This is a genomic window from Acinetobacter sp. V102_4 (assembly GCF_031799005.1).
GTDB classification, from domain to species: domain Bacteria; phylum Pseudomonadota; class Gammaproteobacteria; order Pseudomonadales; family Moraxellaceae; genus Acinetobacter; species Acinetobacter calcoaceticus.
The window spans coordinates 342747-360461 of record NZ_JAVQNR010000034.1; the positions used below are offsets into that span (position 1 = coordinate 342747).

The window sequence follows — 17715 nt, forward strand, 5'->3', positions numbered from 1 at the left end:
GCTTGTTGATGGCTTTAATTTACATGAGTTCTAAAATGATACTTGATTAAAATGTGACTATAAAGTCAGGATTTATGCTATACAGCTCATTAAATTTTAATAAAACGAATAATTGGGAAAAAGATGGATTTACCGAAAGCTGTACAATTAGCGATTGTTTTTAGTGGCATATTTTTATGGATAGGAATGTTAACAGGGGTATGGAAATATTGGCAAATACGCCGTTCGGAATTAAGTCGTGCACATTATTATGTGGATATTGCTCATCGAAGCAGCTTACTTTACGCAGCTGCTAGCTTAATTCTTGCTGTGCTAAGTTATTTTACTGTTTTAAGCGAAAATATTACTTTGTGGTGTGTGTTAGCAAATCTCTTGTTTTTTAGTTTTTCAATTTTAGTTTATATCGTACATGGGTACTTACAGGACACGACAAATCAATTTAGACAACCCCATCGGTTAGGTCGTTTTAACCTACCTTCATGGTTAATGTCTTTAATGATGGTTGCATTGATTATTGCTGAATTATTAGCTACAGCTATTTTAGTTATGGGAACAATTTTTTTATTTTTAGGTATATAAAAATGGATGATCACTCATCCATTTTTTTAATCTTACAATTATTGTTGACTAAGACGTCGTTTAGCTAATTTTCGCATCTTATGATCGACAAAGGCCCACAGACAAAATATGAAAGAAACAACCATCGCATACATAAAGTATTCGGGTTTCAGATTTCCTTTGATCATACCTTGAAACAGTAAAGTCAGCATAAGAGCAAGCGGCGTTACTCCATACACAACTGAATCTTTGCTGTTCAGAGTGTTAATGAAGACTTGTTTGTTGAAATGTAATGATGACATCTCCATCCCTCCTTGTGGTGGTACTAAAACCTAATGTTTTAGTCAAGAATTTGTTTTAAGTTTAATGTTGTACTTCTATTTTTCATACAATTCAATAGCGAATAGCAATTTTTTTGAGCAGTTTTATAAAAAACTCTATATTTATAAAAGCTTAAGGTATTAAAAAAGTAAATATTAAATATTTTTGTTTGAAATACTTGTTCTTTTAGGAAAGAGAGATTACTTAAGTGAAAAGTGTAATAATTTCTCTTTCCTATCATTTTATTTTAGCTATTTTGCTTTTTAAAAAATGTGTCAATTGCGTGTTGAGCAATTTCTGCATCTTCAAAAGATTGAACACCTGATACACCAATAGCACCTAAAATTTCACCTTCATAAATAATCGGTTTTCCACCTTCTAGCATCCCTTGAGCGCGGGGCATACTTAAAAAACCAAGACGTCCACTTTGCAGAAGTTCTTCGTAAAACTTTGAGGGTCTACCTGATATTGAAGAGCATTTCGCTTTTTCTAAGCATAGATGTGAACTTAAAGGAGAGGCGCCATCTAAACGTTTCATGAGTAATAGAGAGCTTGTTTCATCAACAATCGCAATGCTGACTTTAAAGTTATGTTCAATTGCATATTTTTGAGCTTCTTCCATTAAAAACTCTGCATCTGCTAATGTTAAGTAATATTTAGTTTTCATTGTTGCTCTTCTTTCCTGAGTAAGCTAAAAATTATTTTAGTGTAATTTTACAGTAAAAATTAATTATATCTATTGTTGATTTGTCATTAAAAGCTAGGGTGGAAATAAAATGCTGGTTGGGTAAACACAGCATTCTATTCAATATATAAAATCATGTTTGGATAAAACTCGATTTCAAAAAAGCCGCTAGATTAAATGTTTTTGAATTTAACTTTGTCGATAATTACGGTAATTACAAGAACAACTAAAGATGGGATCAACCAAGCTAGGTTCTGTTCATTTAATGGTAAATGTTGAAGAAATTCAGGTAAATAATTACTGAAACCTGCCACTTTAAGACCATCAATAATACCGAAAATTAAAGCAACACTCGTTACTGAACCGACAATAAAAGAAGGTTTGTGCCAAAATTTCCAAAAGAAGCTCAGCATAATCACCACAATTGCAGGTGGATAGATTGCACTTAAGACAGGTACTGATATAGCAATTAGTTTAGTTAAGCCTAGGTTCGAAATAATGAAAGAGAAACCAACTAAAATAAATACTAAAAGCTTATATGGTAATTTCGTTAACTGAGCAAAGTACTCACCACACGCACAAGTTAAGCCAATTGCTGTAACCATACATGCTAAAAAGATTAGTCCAGTTAAGAATAATGAACCCATATTTCCAAAAGCATGCTGTACATATGCATGTAAAATTACTGCACCATTTGCTGCATTTGGTGCTACTTCATGACTACCTAAACCTAATTTAAATAAGCTTAAATAAACTAAAGTAAGACCAACACCTGAAATGAGACTGGCAATAATTGCATATTTGGTGACTAACTTTTTATCAGTTACACCGCGAGAGTAAATCGCTTGAATAATAACAATACCAAATACCAAGGCACCTAAGGTATCCATGGTGAGATAGCCATTTACGAAACCTTCGGAAACAGGAGACGCAACGTAATGATTAATTGGTGCAGGAACGTAACCCGCAGGAATCATGACCGCTGCAATGCCTAAAATTGCTAAAGCGATAATTTTTAGCGGGGCAAGTACATGTCCTACTGTATCCAAAAGCTTGTTTGGATAGAGTGAAACTACAGTTACAAATGAAAAATAGATTGCACTATAGATTAAAAGACTGCTACTTGAGGTTCCAAAATAAGAGGAAAACCCAATTTCATAAGAAACAGTAGCTGTACGTGGGGTAGCAAATAGAGGTCCAACTGATAAATAACAAACAACAGTTAAAATCAGGCTTGCTACTCGACCTAAGGGAGAACTAATAATTTCAATGGATCCCTGCATGCGAGAGAGTGCCATAATGGTAATTACAGGTAAGCCGACAGCCGTAATCAAAAAGCCTAGAGCAGCTAACCAGACATGTTCACCAGCTTGTTGAGCGACGATGGGAGGAAAGATAATATTGCCAGCACCAATAAAAAGGGCAAAGGTCATAAAACCTAAGGCAATAATATCTCCAGTGCGAAGATGTTGCATAAATTAAAAGTGAATAAAAAAGAAGGAATTTTAGAGCAAAAGCAATCATGTTCAAGCGCTAATTTATGTGAAAAAGCTTTTTTTCGGGTGGTTAAAACGATATATGGTGTTATACGCGATTGTTTGGTTAAAGTATGTGCTTGAAAAGGCATTAAAAGGGCAAAAGAACTTCTTTTTAAGTTCTGACTTTTTATAAAAAATATGTAAGAATAAAAAGATAATTTTTTACTGTGAATGCTGGATATTTGAGCATTTTAGGCTTTTGGTCTGACTTATATTCATCCTAAAATATTTTGAATTACCTTAGGTTTTGTAGGGACGGGCATGTTTCTTGTCTGCGAGGATAGAATTGAATGAGAGCTTCTACTGTTACCATTAAAACTGAACAAGATCTGGAAAAATTAAGAATTTCTGGACGCTTGGCTGCGCAAGTTTTAGAAATGATAGAGGCCTATATTAAACCAGGCGTATCTACTGAATATTTAGATAACCTCTGTAATGATTATATTGTAAATAATTTAAAAGTTATCCCTGCTAATGTGGGATATCACGGTTTTACAAAAACGATATGCACTTCAGTCAATGAAGTTGTTTGCCATGGAATACCATCGCCGAATAAAATTTTAAAAGATGGCGATATTATTAATATTGATGTCGCAATTATTAAAGATGGTTATTTTGGTGATACGAGCCGCATGTATTTTGTGGGTAATGTAAACCCACAAGCAAAAAAACTTGTTGATACAACTTATGAAGCGATGGTTGCTGGTATTCATACAGTTAAGCCAGGAGCTACATTAGGTGATATTGGTTATGCTATTCAATCGGTTGCTCACCGAGAAGGCTATAGTATTGTTCGAGAATATTGTGGGCATGGGATTGGTAAGGTCTATCATGAACAACCCAATGTTTTGCACTATGGGCAGCGTGGGCAAGGTTTGGTCTTAAAGAAAGGGATGGTTTTTACCATTGAGCCTATGGTGAATGCAGGTAGGCCGCAAGTGAAAGAGTTAAATGATGGGTGGACAGTCATTACTCAAGATCTTTCGTTATCTGCTCAATGGGAACATATGGTTGCAGTAACAGATACTGGCTTTGAACTATTAACACCATGGCCCGAAGGTGTGGGAAATTATCCTGCAATTTAAAAAATATAAAAAAAGTTCGATAATTTATCGAACTTTTTTATTTTAAGTAATTTTAACGTTCAGAAAGATGTTCTACTAAATAATCAATAAACACTCTGACAGCAGGCAGCAACCCTCGGCGTGATGGATAAACTGCATGAAATATGCCATGTGGTGCTTTCCATTCTGGTAAGATTGGTAGGAGTTGTCCAGACTTTACGAAATCTTCTGCTGCGCTCTCTGGTAATAAAGCGATGCCACAGTTTTGACTAGCCAATTGCGCTAACATGTGAATATTTGTACCCATTACAGTAGGACTGACTTTGACTTTCTTTTGCTGATTGTCAGGGCCATGCAAAATGAATTGTTGATCAAGATGCTCTTCAGATAAACTTAAAATGCGATGTTCACTAAGTTGTTCTGGATTTTTTATATCTCCAAACTCATTTAGATATGCCTGACTTGCGAATAGGCTTTGTTGTATAAGGGCAAACTGTCTAAGAACTAAACTTGGATCGTCATCCAGTTTTGAGCGAATACGTAAAGCAATATCTATCCCTTCATTAATGACATCTACTCGACGGTTACTGACCATAAGTTGCAAACGAATTTCTGGATATTTTTTTAAGAAAGCAGGCAGGATTTTAGGAAGTTGATTTTGAGCAATATCAACAGGAACGCTAACCTTCACTACACCTCTAGGTTGAATACTTAAGTGATCAACCAAATCATGGGCAGCTTGCGCCGCATTCATCATGACTTGAGCATGTCTATAAATATCCATTCCAATATCTGTAACGGCAAAATGTCGAGAGCTACGTTGGATTAAGCGAACACCTAAGTTTTCTTCTAAGCTGTACACACGACGACTTAATTTTGATTTTGGTATATCCGTTACACGCTCAGCAGCACTAAAGCCACCATGCTCAACAACGAGAGCAAAACAATAAAAATCATCAAGATCAGTGAGCATTAAAATATCCTATTTCTGCAACAACCATGATTTTACATCATTATTTTTGCAACGATAATTCTTATACTAAATTTTTTGTAAGCAGGAGATAAATTCATTATCTAATTGCTGGAGATAGATTTGAAATTATATTGTAATTACGTTGTAATTCTTGTGTGTGTGTTTTAATTGCGTTTATAGGTTGTCTATAGAACTATTAATCAATTTCTTCTACACTATAATTTTTCTCTACTTTTCAAATCTAATGCCTTATCAATTGTTAGAACTTAACGATGCCTCTACGAATATTGAGTGTCCATTTTGCAACCAAGCGATAATTGACTGGGCACAAGAACAATACGTTCAGCCATGTGAACATACTTTATTTATTGCTATGGATTTGGGATTCGAATTTGTTGCAGATCGATTTGAAGAGTGCATGAATCAGAGTGTGGATGAGTTACACGAAGATCCAAATATGAATATTTTTGAAGCTCTAACTACGACACCTTATGAGAATCTGATTGTTTTAAAATCTGATTTAGGTGTGGAGGGTTTATTTCGCTATGTTGGAGTGAGCGATTTTTAAAGTTGAGAGCATAAAAAAGCCAATCTATTGATTGGCTTTTTTATTATTTACGCTTCTGGCGCTGCGCTATATTGTTCAACTAATGGTTTTAATTCACCATTTTGGAACATTTCAAGCATGATATCGCTACCGCCAATAAGTTCGCCATTTACCCAAAGTTGCGGGAATGTAGGCCAATTCGCAATTGCTGGTAAGATTGCACGAATATCAGGATTTTCCAAAATATTTACATATGCAAATGGACGACCAATTTGACTGAGCGCCTCTACAGCACGTGCAGAGAAACCACATTGTGGAAACTGTGGAGTGCCTTTCATGTAAAGTAAAACGGGATGCTTCGCAATTTGATCGCGGATTAACGCTTCAGTATCACGTGCTTGTTCAGTCATAAATAGATCCTCAACTAATCTAGCAGCATTATAGGGGGTGTTTACATCGCTTTGCAAACCACCTGATTACTTAAAGTTGCATTGAATCTTCAATATTTTATTGTATAAACCGAAGTGATAGCGAAAAGCGGACGAAATTTTAGATAAATGATTGATGAGACTTTTCATCAGAGCCAGTTTTTGCTTATATAAACCCTTCTTAAAACCTCATACAGACAGAGTTCGTTATGACTGATATTACCCTAGCTCCAATACAACCTGATCAACCATCACACTTAATGGCTACTTATGGTCGCCAAGCGATCAGTTTTGTACGAGGCCGAGGGGCATATCTATATACTGAAGATGGTACAGAATATCTAGATGCCTTAACTGGTATTGCTGTATGTGGTTTAGGTCATGCACATCCAGTCATTGCAGAAGCAATTGCTGAACAAGCTGCAACACTTGTGCACACAAGTAATTTATTTGAAATCCCTTGGCAAACTGCCGCTGCTCAGAAGCTTGCTGAGGTTTCTGGCATGGAAGAGATCTTCTTTTCAAACAGTGGTGCTGAGTCTAATGAAGGTGCGATTAAGATTGCTCGTAAATTTGGTACTCAACAAGGCGTACGTTTGCCAAAGATTATTGTGGCAGAACAATCATTTCATGGTCGTACTTTGGCAACACTTTCAGCAACTGGTAATAAAAAAGTACAAGATGGATTTGCTCCCTTGGTGAATGATTTTATTCGTGTGCCATTTGGTGATGTGGAAGCAATTCAGGAAGCCGCTTTGCAGCATCCAGATATTGTTGCAATTTTGATTGAGCCAATTCAAGGTGAGGGTGGTATTAATACTGCTCCTCAAGGCTTTAGCTATCTTGAGGAAGTCCGCAATATTTGTAATCAGCATAACTGGCTTATGATGCTAGATGAAATTCAAACAGGTAATGGGCGTACTGGTAAATATTTTGCATATCAGCACACCAACATTGTGCCTGATGTCCTAACGACTGCGAAAGGACTCGGAAATGGCTTCCCAGTGGGTGCTGTAATGACACAAGGTAAAGCTGTTGGTTTATTGGGACCTGGTAGTCATGGTTCCACCTATGGCGGTACTGTACTAGGTTCTCGTGTGGTTTATACAGTCATTGATACAATTCAAAAAGAGAATGCTGTAGAAAATGCGGCGGTAGTAGGACGCTATATCGTTGATCAACTTCGTTCAAAGTTAGCTGACAAGAATGTTCAAGTGCGTGGTTTTGGTATGATGATTGGTATTCAATTGCCTAAAGACTGTGCTGAACTCGTTGCTATTGCTCGTGATCAACATAAGCTTATTATCAACGTTACAGCAGGTTCGGTAGTTCGTCTATTACCGCCTATTAATATGACTCAAGCGCAGGCCGATGACTTGTTAGAGCGTTTAGTTACTTTGATTAATAGCTATCTTTAAGTTTTAGTATAAAAAATGGGCACTTAATGTGCCCATTTTTTATTTCAAAGCATTACCCAGAGATATACTGCTTTAACTGTTCAATTAAGTTTTTCTGATCTTCCATTGCTGCTTTTACCAAGTCACCAATAGAGATAAAACCAACTAATTTTTCATTGTCCAATACTGGTAAATGACGTAAGTGACGATCTGTCATTAACTGTAAACACTCTTCAACTGTGTTGTTTAAACTTACAGTAAGTACTTTAGATGTCATAATTTCAGCGACTGTAGTGCTATATGAAGAACGTTCCATAAGCGTCACTTTGCGCGTGTAGTCACGTTCAGATAAAATTCCGACAACTTTTTCACCATCGGCTACGACTAACGCACCAATTCCTTTGTCAGCCATGATTTTAATAGCTTCAAGGACAGTGGCTTCTGAAGAAATTGTAAAAATATCTTGCTCTGATTTGTTTTTGATTACTTGTGCAACGATTGTCATTTCTTCTATCCCATGTTTTATCATTTTGTTTTAAATTAGCTTGATTTTATAAAAATGCAAAGACTTGATAGTCATTCAAATACAAGTTTTACACTCAAGCGTTCAAAAAGCATTCTATATAGTGGTTAAGAACCTAAAGAAAACTTTAGGCTTCTTGCCAGTGCGGATGTTTAAAAAAGAAATGATGCATTTGCTGAGTAGATAATTTCAACTTCCTGTGAGAAGAATTAAACAAAGCTGGTGTAACGTTGAGTCGGGTTAATGTTGGCAATAAAGATTCATGAAAATCTTTGGGGGTAATTCTTCTTGGTTTGTAATGTGGCCAATGTTCTTTGGCGTAGCGGTGAGCTTGCAATCCATTGAGCCAGAATGGAAAAATAAAATCTTCCTGATCCGATTTTATTGCCCAACCTTGATGAAATAATCCCCAAAGAACTCCGCAGTACATCATGGTTCTTAAAATATAAATTTTAATCATCAAGTCTTTTGAAACCGGTTGTAGATTGCTTAAACTATTCATTGTCAATTTAATGGTTCTTAACTTGTCTTGCTTATTATAGAAAAAATAGATGACATTTCAGTTTAAACAGGTATCAAATCGTAAACAAATATTCACAGCTAAAGAAAAGGCCACCTGAGCCATGACTAAAGTGGCGAAGTAAGGCTTTAGATAAATTGACAATTTTAGGTTCTTATAGATATAAAAAAACGCCACCTGAGCAAAACAAAGCGATTAAGCTTTGGTGAAGCGCAAGAAGAGATAAGGGATGAATTGGTTTATATCGAATTTTTACAGACATAAAAAAACGCCACCTAAGTGACGTTTCTTTATGCTTGCATTGTGGCTAACTTTTGCCAATATTGTGCTTTAAGTGAGTCACGTTCAACACGGAAACCTTGATAATACAATTCTGCTAAGAATAGAGCAGCTTTACCGTGCCCAGCGCGAGCAACTTCTTCTAACTGTGTAACTGCATCTTGAAAGTTCATTTGAGAATGAATTGTGTTTACTGCAGTTGCATATACATGTTCTAAATCATGATGAGAGATACGTTGAATCATAGAAAACTCCTTATTGTAATTATGATTACTTTTTTCTAAAGGCCACTGCCTTTAAATTAATTTAACTTAGAATTATTAAACTAATATTACAAATTGATGGATTTGTCAACTATTAGTGCATATCGCTTAGTTCACTATTAGGATACATGATTAAACATTATTCACAAATAATTTTGATTAAAATCAATATGAGAATAAAAGACAAGGAGAATAAAATATGACAAATACAATCGATGGCTTTGTTTTTGATACTCCGCCTAAAGAGGAACAAATCATAGAACTGGCCCATTATCACCGTAAATTATTAGATGAAGCTATTTTCCATGAGGAAATCCATTTAGGGGATTATTGTCTTGCACAGCGCAAAAGGGTATTTGATTTTGCAGGACATTTAGAACCCACCCAAAAAAACTGGTTTTATCAAGTCTATGATGGGGAGCTTCGAAAAATTGCCGATGAAGATGAGTTGCATCCAGCAGATGCAGAAGAAGGGTTAAGTATTTTTGCCATGTTTTTAGTCTTGGTTATTATTGCGGCAATTTTATACTTTTCTGTCATTCGTTCACTAATAAGTTAAGCATACTATCCAGTAAGGTACGATTATTAACCTTACTGGATGTTTGATCTTGTGCTTATGTGCATTGAACCCTACACTACACTAATTCGAGGTAGGTCATGCTCATATTCAAACAAAATTTTCTTAAATTAAAGTCTGAGTTAAAAGTTGATCAATGTTTTAACCTATTTGTGGTTATTGTCATTGGCTGTATTTTTGTGCTGTCATATTTAGCATTACTTCGGCCTATTAGTCCGGATCAATATCAACGAATTATCCAACTGTCTCATCAGGCGACTTATCCAAGAACACAAGACATGGCTGAGTTGCTTATAGCTCAGTCGGAAATTCATCGGGCAGAGTATTTAAAGTTAATGCATGCTTACCAATTTGAAGGTGCTCATGTTAAGCAATATCCAGCTCTCGCTCAGGAAGATACTCAGTAAATGAGTGAATAAAAGCAAATCTTGTTTTTTCAAAGGTTTTTGAGTGCTATTGCGACAGGCAAAATTTTGAATTTATGCTAAACTTTCTCTTTTTAAACGCGCTGCTTTTCAAGGAATCCGCATGGAGCAACAATCGAATATGCAAAATAAATTCTTGATAGATGCTGAGATCGGTGATGACGATGTCACATTACCTAATTTACCTGCTATCGATGTTCCCATCGTTGAATCTCCTGTTAAATCACAAGAAAACATTGAAGTAGCCAAAGTTGAATCGGCTTCAACAGAAACAGCGGTTGAACAACCAAAATCTGGTTTTTTTGGCCGGATGAAAGAAGGTTTAACCAAAACTCGTCGTAATTTCGCTGATGGAATGGTTAATATCCTGATTGGTGGAAAGGAAATTGACGATGAATTACTCGAAGAAGTCGAAGAGCAATTATTGGTTGCAGACATTGGTGTTGAGGCAACTAAAACGATCATTACCAATTTAACAGAGCGTACTGCTCGTGGTGATTTGATCTATTCCCACTCTCTTTATAAAGCTTTACAAGAAGAGTTGGTTGCTTTGTTGGCTCCACGTGTTAAGCCTTTGCATATTGATCCGAACAAATCACCCTATGTGATTTTAATGGTTGGGGTAAATGGTGTTGGTAAAACCACAACTATTGGTAAATTAGCGAAACGTTTGCAAGGTGAAGGTAAAAAAGTGATGTTGGCTGCTGGTGATACATTCCGTGCTGCAGCGACAGAGCAATTACAAATCTGGGGTGAACGTAACGATATCGCAGTTGTAGCCCAAGGTCATGGAGCTGATAGTGCCTCTGTTATTTTTGATGCCTTTGAGAGTGCTCGTGCTAAGGGAATTGATGTATTAATCGCAGATACAGCAGGTCGTTTACATAATAAAAGCAACCTGATGGAAGAACTTAAAAAAGTTAAGCGCGTTATGCAAAAAATTGATGCTACTGCACCTCATGAAATTATGTTGGTCGTAGATGCGGGTACAGGGCAAAACGCGATTAACCAGGTGCAAGAGTTTGACCAGACTGTGGGTTTAACTGGTATTACAATTACCAAGTTAGATGGAACCGCGAAAGGGGGCGTGCTCTTTAATATTGCAAGCCGTACCCATGTGCCAATTCGTTTCATTGGCGTCGGTGAAAAAATTGATGATTTAAGACCATTCTCGGCTAAATCATTTGTCGCTGCGCTGTTTGAAACTGATAAATAATTAGTTGTCAGCAATAAAAAGCTTCACTAAATGGTGAAGCTTTTTTATATGTATATCTTTTTTTTATTGTTGCGAAAATAAAACGAACTGTCATATTTTTAATGCTGATTATAAAAAATGGGTTCAATACACTGTATTCATTCCCAAACAACGGCCCATGGTCAATCAAATAGGTAGGAAATAACAAAATGTCTACTTTCTTAGATAAAATTAAAAACCGTCGTACTATTTATGCAATCGGTAAAAATGTTGCATTAGATCGCACTAAAATTGAAGAGACAATCCGTGAAGCGGTTAAACATAGCCCTTCAGCGTTTAACTCGCAATCTTCACGTGTAGTGACACTATATGGTGAATCTCATGCTAAATTTTGGAATTTAGTTCGTGAAGCATTACGTAAAATTGTTCCTGCAGAAGCTTTTGCTGGTACAAACACAAAAATTGATAGCTTTGTAGCGGGTGCTGGTACGGTTTTATTTTATGAAGACCAAGCTGTTGTTAAAAGCTTACAAGAGCAATTCGAATTATATGCAGATAACTTCCCTGTATGGTCTGAACATTCAAGCGCGATTGCTCAATTTGCAACTTGGACTGCGCTTTCAGAGCTTGGTTTAGGAGCATCTTTGCAGCACTATAACCCGATTGTTGATGCTGAAGCAGCTGAAGCATTTGATGTGCCTACAACTTGGAAATTACGTGCTCAATTAGTATTTGGTTCAGTTGAAGCACCAGCAGGCGAAAAAGCATTTATTAATGATGCTGATCGTTTCAAAACTTTCAACTAATTGAAAGTTAAAAAGAGCACCTAAGATAGGTGCTCTTTTTTATGTCTTTAGAATTAATAAAAGGACTAAATAAAACGGAAACTGATGAAATTCAAATATATATTTTAAAAATAATAAATCTGAAAATTAGCCAATAACTGCACTGTCATAAAATAGTCACAATCATATTGCATATTGCTCATGATTTAATAGCTTATCAAATACAGAGAAAGAAACAGATGACTTTAAGATTAGGTGTTGCTGCAATTGGTTTATTACTCAGTGGTTCAGTATTTTCAGCAGTTACAATTACAGCGCCAGAGGAAATTGTAATCCTTGCGGTAAATGGTCAAGAAGTCAATTCTGGGTTATTTCGTTCATCTAAAAATAACTATAAAGTCGATGCGGGTGAGACTAGCTTAAGCGTGCGTTACCAAGAATATTTTGAACATTTAAATGGCGAGCATGACATTGTTAAATCTGGTGTAGTTACAATCCAAACACCTGCATTGCAAGATGGGAAAACTTACAAGCTTTCAATGGTAGATGTGCCTAAAGATTATGAAAATGCGAAGAAATATGCAGAGCAGCCAACGGTTGCTTTGTATAGTGCAAATAATGAATTAATTGTGAAACAAACGGGTGCAAACAATGAAGCAAAACCATGGTTTGCAACTGGCTTACTGGGTAAAGTAAGTGACTTTACGACTAAATCATCTAAACCACAGCCTGAAGCAGTGTATGCATCGGCTAAACCTACTTCCGCTCAAGTTGTTGTGCCAACTCCAACGTCTATGCCAGTAACAGGGGTAGCACAAACGAATGATCAACGGTTAGTTGAAACTTGGCAGAAAGCCTCAAAAACTGAGCGTCAAAAATTTATGGCTTGGCTAGCTGAACAATCAAATTAATTTACTATTAATATCTATTAAATTGATTGAAATGAAAAAAGACCTCACATGAGGTCTTTTTTGTTTAGGTTAGAAACCAGATGTAATAGCCTAAAAGCATGAGAGGCCATGCTATCCATGGACTAAATAACCATTTCCATAACCAGAAGTTTGGTACAAAACCCACTCCATAAATGAAACCACCAGAAATACCGATCATCACCAGCATAAGCTGGCTATGATTGTAGTGTCCGTTTGCATCTAACATGAGTGAAGGGTAAACCAGCAAAATTGCAGCAAGAGGCAATGCCAACAGAAATGAAAGGGCCATTGCGAATGCTTGAACTTTTCGATGATTTGATGCTGTCATTGCTTTTGCCATGATTTATTCCTCATCAAGATTTTGATGGTGCTCGATATAAAGTGCACTGAGTACACCTGCAAAACATGCCATCAAAATGCCAAGGATCCATGCGAAATACCACATTTGCTTCTCCTTAATACAAGCTATGCGAGTTTGACTCGATGTGTTTGTTGGTAATGACTCCCCACATTTTGTAATAAGACCAACTGGTATAGATCAAAATGAGTGGTACAAAAATGCCGGCAGCTACAGTCATAACGCCTAAAGTAAGGTGGCTTGAGACAGCATCCCACATCGTCAAGCTAGAATTAGGATTAATGCTAGATGGCAGTAAGAACGGAAATAGTGCAAAACCCGCGGTTAAAATTGCTCCTACAATCATTAAACTTGTACCAGTGAAACTTAAGCCTGCTTTTGCTTTTGAAGCTGCAATAATTGCAATGATTGCGCCTAAGATTGCAAGAACTGGAGCAACTTTAGTAATTGGATAGGTACTGTAGTTGTTCATCCAACCAGGGTTGCTATTGGTAACTACCTCTTTTGCTAAAGGGTTGAGTGCAGCATTTGGATCAATTGCTACTGCATAGCTATAACCGGGTATTTGACCAAAATACAACCAAGCTCCGATAACAAGAAAGCAAGCTAAAAATAGCATTGCCATAATCTGGGTTGCTTTTGCAGAGCGTTGCTTTAAAGCATCGTCTGTACGCAACATGAGCCATGCACCGCCATGGGCACAGAGCATTGAAAGACTGACAATACCGCAAACTAATGCAAACGGATTTAAAAGAGCAAAAAAGCTGCCAGTATATTCAGAGCGTAAAGTGTCATCTAAACCAAAAGGTAAGCCTAGAAACAAATTACCAAAGGCTACACCGAACACAAGTGCTGGAACAGCGCCTCCAATGCATAGGCCCCAGTCCCAAGAATTACGCCATTTGGTGTTTTCAAGTTTGGAACGATAATCAAAGCCGACTGGTCGCAAGAAAAGGGCGAATAAAACCAGTAGTAATGCCCAATACATACCAGAGAAAGCTACAGCATATACCATTGGCCATGCAGCAAATAATGCACCACCTGCTGTAATAAACCAAACCTGATTGCCATCCCAGTGAGGCGCGATCGTATTAATGGCCGCACGTCGTTCGTTATCGGTTTTCCCAACGAAAGGCATGAGAGCCATGGAACCCATATCGAAACCGTCAGTGAGAGCAAAGCCGATCAGAAGTACACCAACTAACACCCACCAAATGATTTTTAATAGTTCATATTCAATCATGATAAGGCCTCCCCATTAACAGCTGCTTTTGGTTCTTGCTTTTCAAAATGATATTTACCAGTGTGCAGAGAGCTTGGCCCTAGACGAGCAAACTTGATCATTAAGTACATTTCTATAATTAAAAGTGCGGTATAGAACGCTGCTAGTGCAAGAATCGAACCCCATACATCCCCACTACTTAAACTAGACGTAGATAGATGTGTTGGTAAAATTTCACCAATAGACCAAGGTTGACGGCCACCCTCAGCTACATACCAACCAGTTTGTGCAGCGATCCAAGGAAGTGGCAGAGCAAACAATGCATATTTAAGTAGCCAAGGTTTATTTTCAGCATTTCTTTTTGCTACAGCCCAAGTTGCTAAAATGAAAAGTAATAGCATCAAGAAACCAGACGCAACCATTGCTCGGAAAGAGAAAAATAGTGCTGTAACATTTGGAACAGTATCTTTTACAGCAGCTTTAATATTTTGCTCATTTGCATCAACTACATTTGGTGCATATTTCTTAAGAAGTAGGCCATAACCTAAATCTTTTTGATTTTTTTCAAACGAAGCTAATAACTCTGGTGAGCGATCGCCTGCACGTAATTTTTCAAGTTCAGCATAGGCAAGCATACCGTTGCGAATACGAACTTCGTGCTGCTGCATGAGATCTTTAAGCCCAGTAACTTCTTTGGTTGTTGAACGGGTTGCAATTAAACCTAATGCATATGGAATTTTAACTGCATAATCTGTCCGCATTTCTTCATGGTTCGGTATACCAAATAAAGTAAATGGAGCTGGAGCAGGGTGAGTATCCCATTCAGCTTCAATTGCAGCCAGTTTAGTTTTTTGAACATCCCCTAATTCATAGCCAGATTCATCACCGAGTAAAATCACTGAAAGTGTAGATGCAAGACCGAAAATCGCAGCAATTGCAAATGAACGACGAGCAAAAGGAAGATCACGTTTTTTAAGCAAGTAGTAGCTTGAGATAGCTAGTACGAAAATCGCACCAGTTACATAGCCTGCTGATACAGTGTGTACAAATTTAACTTGAGCTACGGGGTTAAAGATAAGTGCGCCGAAATCGACTAGTTCCATACGCATCGTTTCAAAGTTGAATGCAGCACCTACAGGGTTTTGCATCCAGCCATTCGCCACTAAAATCCATAGCGCTGACATATTAGAACCTAGCGCAACTAACCAAGTTACACCTAGATGCTGGACCTTACTTAAACGGTCCCATCCAAAGAAGAACAAACCAATAAATGTCGACTCAAGGAAGAATGCCATCAGGCCTTCAATTGCTAATGGCGCACCAAAAATATCACCTACATAATGTGAGTAATAAGCCCAGTTTGTTCCAAACTGGAATTCCATGGTTAAGCCAGTCGTTACCCCTAACGCAAAGTTAATACCAAATAATTTTCCCCAAAATTTAGTCATATCTTTGTAAATTTCTTTACCGGAAATGACATAGGTGGTTTCCATGATGGCAAGGATAAATGCCAAACCTAAAGTTAAAGGGACGAAAAGAAAGTGATACATTGCGGTCATTGCAAATTGAAACCGCGAAAGATCAACCACGCTTTCAGAAATCATCAACGTGTCTCCTTAATGTTGGAAATATTATCGCCAGCAATATGCTCGGCGACCTGATTGTCAAAATTTTTGGGGATGGTGGGAGCATCAAACCAAATATGTTTAATCGTTAAAAGAAGCACTATTTTTATTATTAGAATAATAGTGATTTCTTTAATTAAACGACTATTAAGATTTTGAAAATTAAGGCTCATAAATTAAACCTCATTTGATAATAATTTTATTATTAATCAAAATATAATAAAAATAAACATTAAATATATTTAAAATAAATATTTAAATAATTAACTAATATAAAACAAATACTTATTATTTAAAAATAAATACCATACTAAAATAGTTTGAATTGATTATTAATTCATACTAAAACACTTGTAAATAAAAATATAAAGTTTATTAAAATGGTTTGTTTTAATTTAATACCAACTAAAAAGGTTGGTATATAATATTTATTAACTTTATTTTCAACTAAAGTTCCCGGAATAATAAATAATTAATTAAGACGGAAAATAATAAAATGCAGGCGTAATGAAGCCTGCAAAAAGCAATAATGGATGAGAAGAATTATTAAGAATTAATCAGGTGCGAAAAGATCGTTTGAGATAGAGATTTTTTTGGCAACATAATGGCTTTTATGCACTCTGACAAGAATGACTTGGGAATATAATTCGAGTTCACCATATTCTGGTTCTACTTGAACATAGTGAAGTTGACCAAATTCATCACGTACGCGTGCTTGAGCAGAAAAACCTGGTCTGGCATTACCACTGGAAATAGTCGCTAATCGCCCTAAAAGGTTATAGTTGGTATGTGTAAGCTTCGGCTTAATCACTTGGTCAAGGCAGTGAATCATGAACACAGTAAAAAAGATTGCGATCACAAGTGCGGGGACGATTAAATAAAATGGTGAAATAAAATAATGCTGTATTGCAAAGAAAGAGAGTTGTAAAAAGTAACCTGCATAACTGAAGTTGATGAGTAAAAAAACGAAAATTAGAGCTTTAGAAAATTTAACATTAAGTAGTGGTGAGTTAGAAAGCCAATCCGGTGCAATTTTTTTAAGTAACTGACTTGGACGGAGTCCAATATACATACCAATGGTTTCTACCACGCTGAGCAATATCAAAGCCACTACACTTAAGTGAAATGGCATAAGATAATAATTGAAAAAGAAATCAGCCATGGCAGAAACTCTAATGTTAATAGTCTCAGTCTACGATATAGATACCGCCATCTGAATGTACTTTAAGCTCAACTTTATTTAAAAAATCACCTAAACATGGTCCTGAAATACATTCGCCTGTTTCCACAGTAAATAAAGCACCATGAGTAGAGCACTGGATGTATTCTTGGTCTTGATCGAGAAATTGATTTTCTAAATATTCAAGCTCAGTTTGTAGGTGAGGGCATAAATTCTGATAAGCATAGAATGCGCCGTCACGTTGCGTAACGAAAATAGTAGTTCCTTGTAAAGTGTCAAAAGCTCTAGCTTCACGCTCAGGAACTTCTTCCGTCATACAG

Annotated in this window: 24 protein-coding genes; 9 read left to right on the top strand and 15 right to left on the bottom strand. The window is 36.6% G+C overall.

Translation table 11 applies throughout. The features are described 5' to 3' along the window. Positions 1-123: 123 nt before the first annotated feature. Positions 124-579 (top strand): hypothetical protein, encoded by a 456-nt coding sequence (locus RMB13_RS06565; protein ID WP_311084739.1) that lies wholly within the window; start codon positions 124-126, stop codon positions 577-579. A 38-nt stretch (positions 580-617) separates the two neighbouring features. Here RMB13_RS06565 and RMB13_RS06570 read toward each other — a convergent pair whose 3' ends face one another. The 3 genes from RMB13_RS06570 to brnQ form a co-directional block, all read right to left on the bottom strand. Continuing rightward, entirely contained in the window at positions 618-860 is a 243-nt protein-coding gene (locus tag RMB13_RS06570; protein ID WP_311084740.1) for a hypothetical protein, read from the bottom strand. Between the two features lie 266 nt (positions 861-1126). Continuing rightward, the gene (locus tag RMB13_RS06575) at positions 1127-1546 is read right to left on the bottom strand and encodes a heme-binding protein (protein ID WP_311084741.1); all 420 of its coding nucleotides are present in this window, start codon (positions 1544-1546) and stop codon (positions 1127-1129) included. Between the two features lie 191 nt (positions 1547-1737). After that, a complete protein-coding gene (brnQ, locus tag RMB13_RS06580) occupies positions 1738-3039 on the bottom strand; it encodes a branched-chain amino acid transport system II carrier protein (protein ID WP_311084742.1) in 1302 nt (433 codons plus the stop codon). A gap of 353 nt (positions 3040-3392) precedes the next feature. Here brnQ and map point away from each other — a divergent pair, with 353 nt between their 5' ends. Beyond that, complete coding sequence (gene map / locus RMB13_RS06585; RefSeq protein WP_017392243.1) at positions 3393-4187, top strand: type I methionyl aminopeptidase; 795 nt, start codon at positions 3393-3395, stop codon at positions 4185-4187. Positions 4188-4239: 52 nt separating this feature from the next. Here map and RMB13_RS06590 read toward each other — a convergent pair whose 3' ends face one another. Further along, positions 4240-5139 carry a LysR family transcriptional regulator gene (locus RMB13_RS06590; protein ID WP_198079280.1) on the bottom strand — a complete coding sequence of 300 codons (900 nt, stop codon included), beginning with the start codon at positions 5137-5139 and terminating at the stop codon, positions 4240-4242. 244 nt (positions 5140-5383) lie between these two features. Here RMB13_RS06590 and RMB13_RS06595 point away from each other — a divergent pair, with 244 nt between their 5' ends. Next, positions 5384-5707, top strand: coding sequence for a hypothetical protein (locus RMB13_RS06595; protein WP_311084743.1), 324 nt, complete (start codon positions 5384-5386; stop codon positions 5705-5707). A gap of 47 nt (positions 5708-5754) precedes the next feature. Here the strand turns inward: RMB13_RS06595 and grxD are convergent, their stop codons facing one another. Further along, positions 5755-6096: a Grx4 family monothiol glutaredoxin gene (gene grxD, locus RMB13_RS06600; RefSeq protein WP_004643080.1), complete on the bottom strand. Its 342-nt coding sequence runs from the start codon at positions 6094-6096 to the stop codon at positions 5755-5757. A gap of 227 nt (positions 6097-6323) precedes the next feature. Between grxD and RMB13_RS06605 the strand changes: the two genes are divergently transcribed. Next, positions 6324-7532 (top strand): aspartate aminotransferase family protein, encoded by a 1209-nt coding sequence (locus RMB13_RS06605; RefSeq protein WP_005040061.1) that lies wholly within the window; start codon positions 6324-6326, stop codon positions 7530-7532. A gap of 52 nt (positions 7533-7584) precedes the next feature. On the opposite strand, the gene RMB13_RS06610 is transcribed toward RMB13_RS06605, so the two are convergent. The 3 genes from RMB13_RS06610 to RMB13_RS06620 all read right to left on the bottom strand — a co-directional run bounded on the left by RMB13_RS06610 (position 7585) and on the right by RMB13_RS06620 (position 9078). Next, positions 7585-8016 carry a CBS domain-containing protein gene (locus RMB13_RS06610; RefSeq protein WP_311084744.1) on the bottom strand — a complete coding sequence of 144 codons (432 nt, stop codon included), beginning with the start codon at positions 8014-8016 and terminating at the stop codon, positions 7585-7587. A gap of 145 nt (positions 8017-8161) precedes the next feature. Further along, the gene (locus RMB13_RS06615) at positions 8162-8536 is read right to left on the bottom strand and encodes a DUF2750 domain-containing protein (RefSeq protein WP_003652112.1); all 375 of its coding nucleotides are present in this window, start codon (positions 8534-8536) and stop codon (positions 8162-8164) included. A 308-nt stretch (positions 8537-8844) separates the two neighbouring features. Further along, positions 8845-9078, bottom strand: a complete 234-nt coding sequence (locus RMB13_RS06620; RefSeq protein WP_003652111.1) for a hypothetical protein — start codon at positions 9076-9078, stop codon at positions 8845-8847. A 217-nt stretch (positions 9079-9295) separates the two neighbouring features. Here RMB13_RS06620 and RMB13_RS06625 point away from each other — a divergent pair, with 217 nt between their 5' ends. The 5 genes from RMB13_RS06625 (at position 9296) to RMB13_RS06645 (ending at position 12989) form a co-directional block, all read left to right on the top strand. Further along, positions 9296-9655 (top strand): hypothetical protein, encoded by a 360-nt coding sequence (locus RMB13_RS06625; RefSeq protein WP_003652110.1) that lies wholly within the window; start codon positions 9296-9298, stop codon positions 9653-9655. Positions 9656-9753: 98 nt separating this feature from the next. Beyond that, the gene (locus RMB13_RS06630; protein ID WP_003652108.1) at positions 9754-10080 is read left to right on the top strand and encodes a hypothetical protein; all 327 of its coding nucleotides are present in this window, start codon (positions 9754-9756) and stop codon (positions 10078-10080) included. A 121-nt stretch (positions 10081-10201) separates the two neighbouring features. Then, positions 10202-11314 carry a signal recognition particle-docking protein FtsY gene (gene ftsY, locus RMB13_RS06635; protein WP_005040068.1) on the top strand — a complete coding sequence of 371 codons (1113 nt, stop codon included), beginning with the start codon at positions 10202-10204 and terminating at the stop codon, positions 11312-11314. Between the two features lie 188 nt (positions 11315-11502). Continuing rightward, the gene (locus tag RMB13_RS06640; protein ID WP_080027257.1) at positions 11503-12099 is read left to right on the top strand and encodes a nitroreductase family protein; all 597 of its coding nucleotides are present in this window, start codon (positions 11503-11505) and stop codon (positions 12097-12099) included. Positions 12100-12317: 218 nt separating this feature from the next. Next, the gene (locus tag RMB13_RS06645; protein ID WP_311084745.1) at positions 12318-12989 is read left to right on the top strand and encodes a DUF2057 domain-containing protein; all 672 of its coding nucleotides are present in this window, start codon (positions 12318-12320) and stop codon (positions 12987-12989) included. Positions 12990-13053: 64 nt separating this feature from the next. Here the strand turns inward: RMB13_RS06645 and RMB13_RS06650 are convergent, their stop codons facing one another. The 7 genes from RMB13_RS06650 to RMB13_RS06680 all read right to left on the bottom strand — a co-directional run bounded on the left by RMB13_RS06650 (position 13054) and on the right by RMB13_RS06680 (position 17711). Continuing rightward, positions 13054-13353 (bottom strand): cyd operon YbgE family protein, encoded by a 300-nt coding sequence (locus RMB13_RS06650; RefSeq protein ID WP_128814366.1) that lies wholly within the window; start codon positions 13351-13353, stop codon positions 13054-13056. Then, a complete protein-coding gene (gene cydX / locus RMB13_RS06655; protein ID WP_000270276.1) occupies positions 13354-13455 on the bottom strand; it encodes a cytochrome bd-I oxidase subunit CydX in 102 nt (33 codons plus the stop codon). A 10-nt stretch (positions 13456-13465) separates the two neighbouring features. Beyond that, positions 13466-14611 carry a cytochrome d ubiquinol oxidase subunit II gene (gene cydB, locus RMB13_RS06660; RefSeq protein WP_005040079.1) on the bottom strand — a complete coding sequence of 382 codons (1146 nt, stop codon included), beginning with the start codon at positions 14609-14611 and terminating at the stop codon, positions 13466-13468. Then, positions 14608-16194 carry a cytochrome ubiquinol oxidase subunit I gene (locus RMB13_RS06665; RefSeq protein ID WP_004643065.1) on the bottom strand — a complete coding sequence of 529 codons (1587 nt, stop codon included), beginning with the start codon at positions 16192-16194 and terminating at the stop codon, positions 14608-14610. Before RMB13_RS06665 ends, cydB begins: the two co-directional genes overlap by 4 nt. Next, positions 16194-16388, bottom strand: coding sequence for a cytochrome oxidase putative small subunit CydP (gene cydP, locus RMB13_RS06670; protein WP_003652097.1), 195 nt, complete (start codon positions 16386-16388; stop codon positions 16194-16196). Before cydP ends, RMB13_RS06665 begins: the two co-directional genes overlap by 1 nt. A gap of 380 nt (positions 16389-16768) precedes the next feature. Then, complete coding sequence (locus RMB13_RS06675) at positions 16769-17377, bottom strand: OB-fold-containig protein (protein WP_005040085.1); 609 nt, start codon at positions 17375-17377, stop codon at positions 16769-16771. Between the two features lie 25 nt (positions 17378-17402). Further along, positions 17403-17711, bottom strand: coding sequence for a Rieske (2Fe-2S) protein (locus RMB13_RS06680; RefSeq protein WP_003652095.1), 309 nt, complete (start codon positions 17709-17711; stop codon positions 17403-17405). Positions 17712-17715 lie beyond the last annotated feature (4 nt).

Coding starts and splice junctions, on each gene's coding strand:
- ftsY (WP_005040068.1), top strand. CDS start 10,202: ATGGAGCAACAATCGAATATGCAAAATAAATTCTTGATAGATGCTGAG.
- RMB13_RS06590 (WP_198079280.1), bottom strand. CDS start 5,139: ATGCTCACTGATCTTGATGATTTTTATTGTTTTGCTCTCGTTGTTGAG.
- cydB (WP_005040079.1), bottom strand. CDS start 14,611: ATGATTGAATATGAACTATTAAAAATCATTTGGTGGGTGTTAGTTGGT.
- grxD (WP_004643080.1), bottom strand. CDS start 6,096: ATGACTGAACAAGCACGTGATACTGAAGCGTTAATCCGCGATCAAATT.
- RMB13_RS06570 (WP_311084740.1), bottom strand. CDS start 860: ATGTCATCATTACATTTCAACAAACAAGTCTTCATTAACACTCTGAAC.
- RMB13_RS06625 (WP_003652110.1), top strand. CDS start 9,296: ATGACAAATACAATCGATGGCTTTGTTTTTGATACTCCGCCTAAAGAG.
- RMB13_RS06645 (WP_311084745.1), top strand. CDS start 12,318: ATGACTTTAAGATTAGGTGTTGCTGCAATTGGTTTATTACTCAGTGGT.
- RMB13_RS06575 (WP_311084741.1), bottom strand. CDS start 1,546: ATGAAAACTAAATATTACTTAACATTAGCAGATGCAGAGTTTTTAATG.
- cydP (WP_003652097.1), bottom strand. CDS start 16,388: ATGAGCCTTAATTTTCAAAATCTTAATAGTCGTTTAATTAAAGAAATC.
- RMB13_RS06615 (WP_003652112.1), bottom strand. CDS start 8,536: ATGAATAGTTTAAGCAATCTACAACCGGTTTCAAAAGACTTGATGATT.
- RMB13_RS06620 (WP_003652111.1), bottom strand. CDS start 9,078: ATGATTCAACGTATCTCTCATCATGATTTAGAACATGTATATGCAACT.
- RMB13_RS06610 (WP_311084744.1), bottom strand. CDS start 8,016: ATGACAATCGTTGCACAAGTAATCAAAAACAAATCAGAGCAAGATATT.
- RMB13_RS06675 (WP_005040085.1), bottom strand. CDS start 17,377: ATGGCTGATTTCTTTTTCAATTATTATCTTATGCCATTTCACTTAAGT.
- brnQ (WP_311084742.1), bottom strand. CDS start 3,039: ATGCAACATCTTCGCACTGGAGATATTATTGCCTTAGGTTTTATGACC.
- cydX (WP_000270276.1), bottom strand. CDS start 13,455: ATGTGGTATTTCGCATGGATCCTTGGCATTTTGATGGCATGTTTTGCA.
- RMB13_RS06680 (WP_003652095.1), bottom strand. CDS start 17,711: ATGACGGAAGAAGTTCCTGAGCGTGAAGCTAGAGCTTTTGACACTTTA.
- map (WP_017392243.1), top strand. CDS start 3,393: ATGAGAGCTTCTACTGTTACCATTAAAACTGAACAAGATCTGGAAAAA.
- RMB13_RS06630 (WP_003652108.1), top strand. CDS start 9,754: ATGCTCATATTCAAACAAAATTTTCTTAAATTAAAGTCTGAGTTAAAA.
- RMB13_RS06640 (WP_080027257.1), top strand. CDS start 11,503: ATGTCTACTTTCTTAGATAAAATTAAAAACCGTCGTACTATTTATGCA.
- RMB13_RS06605 (WP_005040061.1), top strand. CDS start 6,324: ATGACTGATATTACCCTAGCTCCAATACAACCTGATCAACCATCACAC.
- RMB13_RS06565 (WP_311084739.1), top strand. CDS start 124: ATGGATTTACCGAAAGCTGTACAATTAGCGATTGTTTTTAGTGGCATA.
- RMB13_RS06595 (WP_311084743.1), top strand. CDS start 5,384: ATGCCTTATCAATTGTTAGAACTTAACGATGCCTCTACGAATATTGAG.
- RMB13_RS06665 (WP_004643065.1), bottom strand. CDS start 16,194: ATGATTTCTGAAAGCGTGGTTGATCTTTCGCGGTTTCAATTTGCAATG.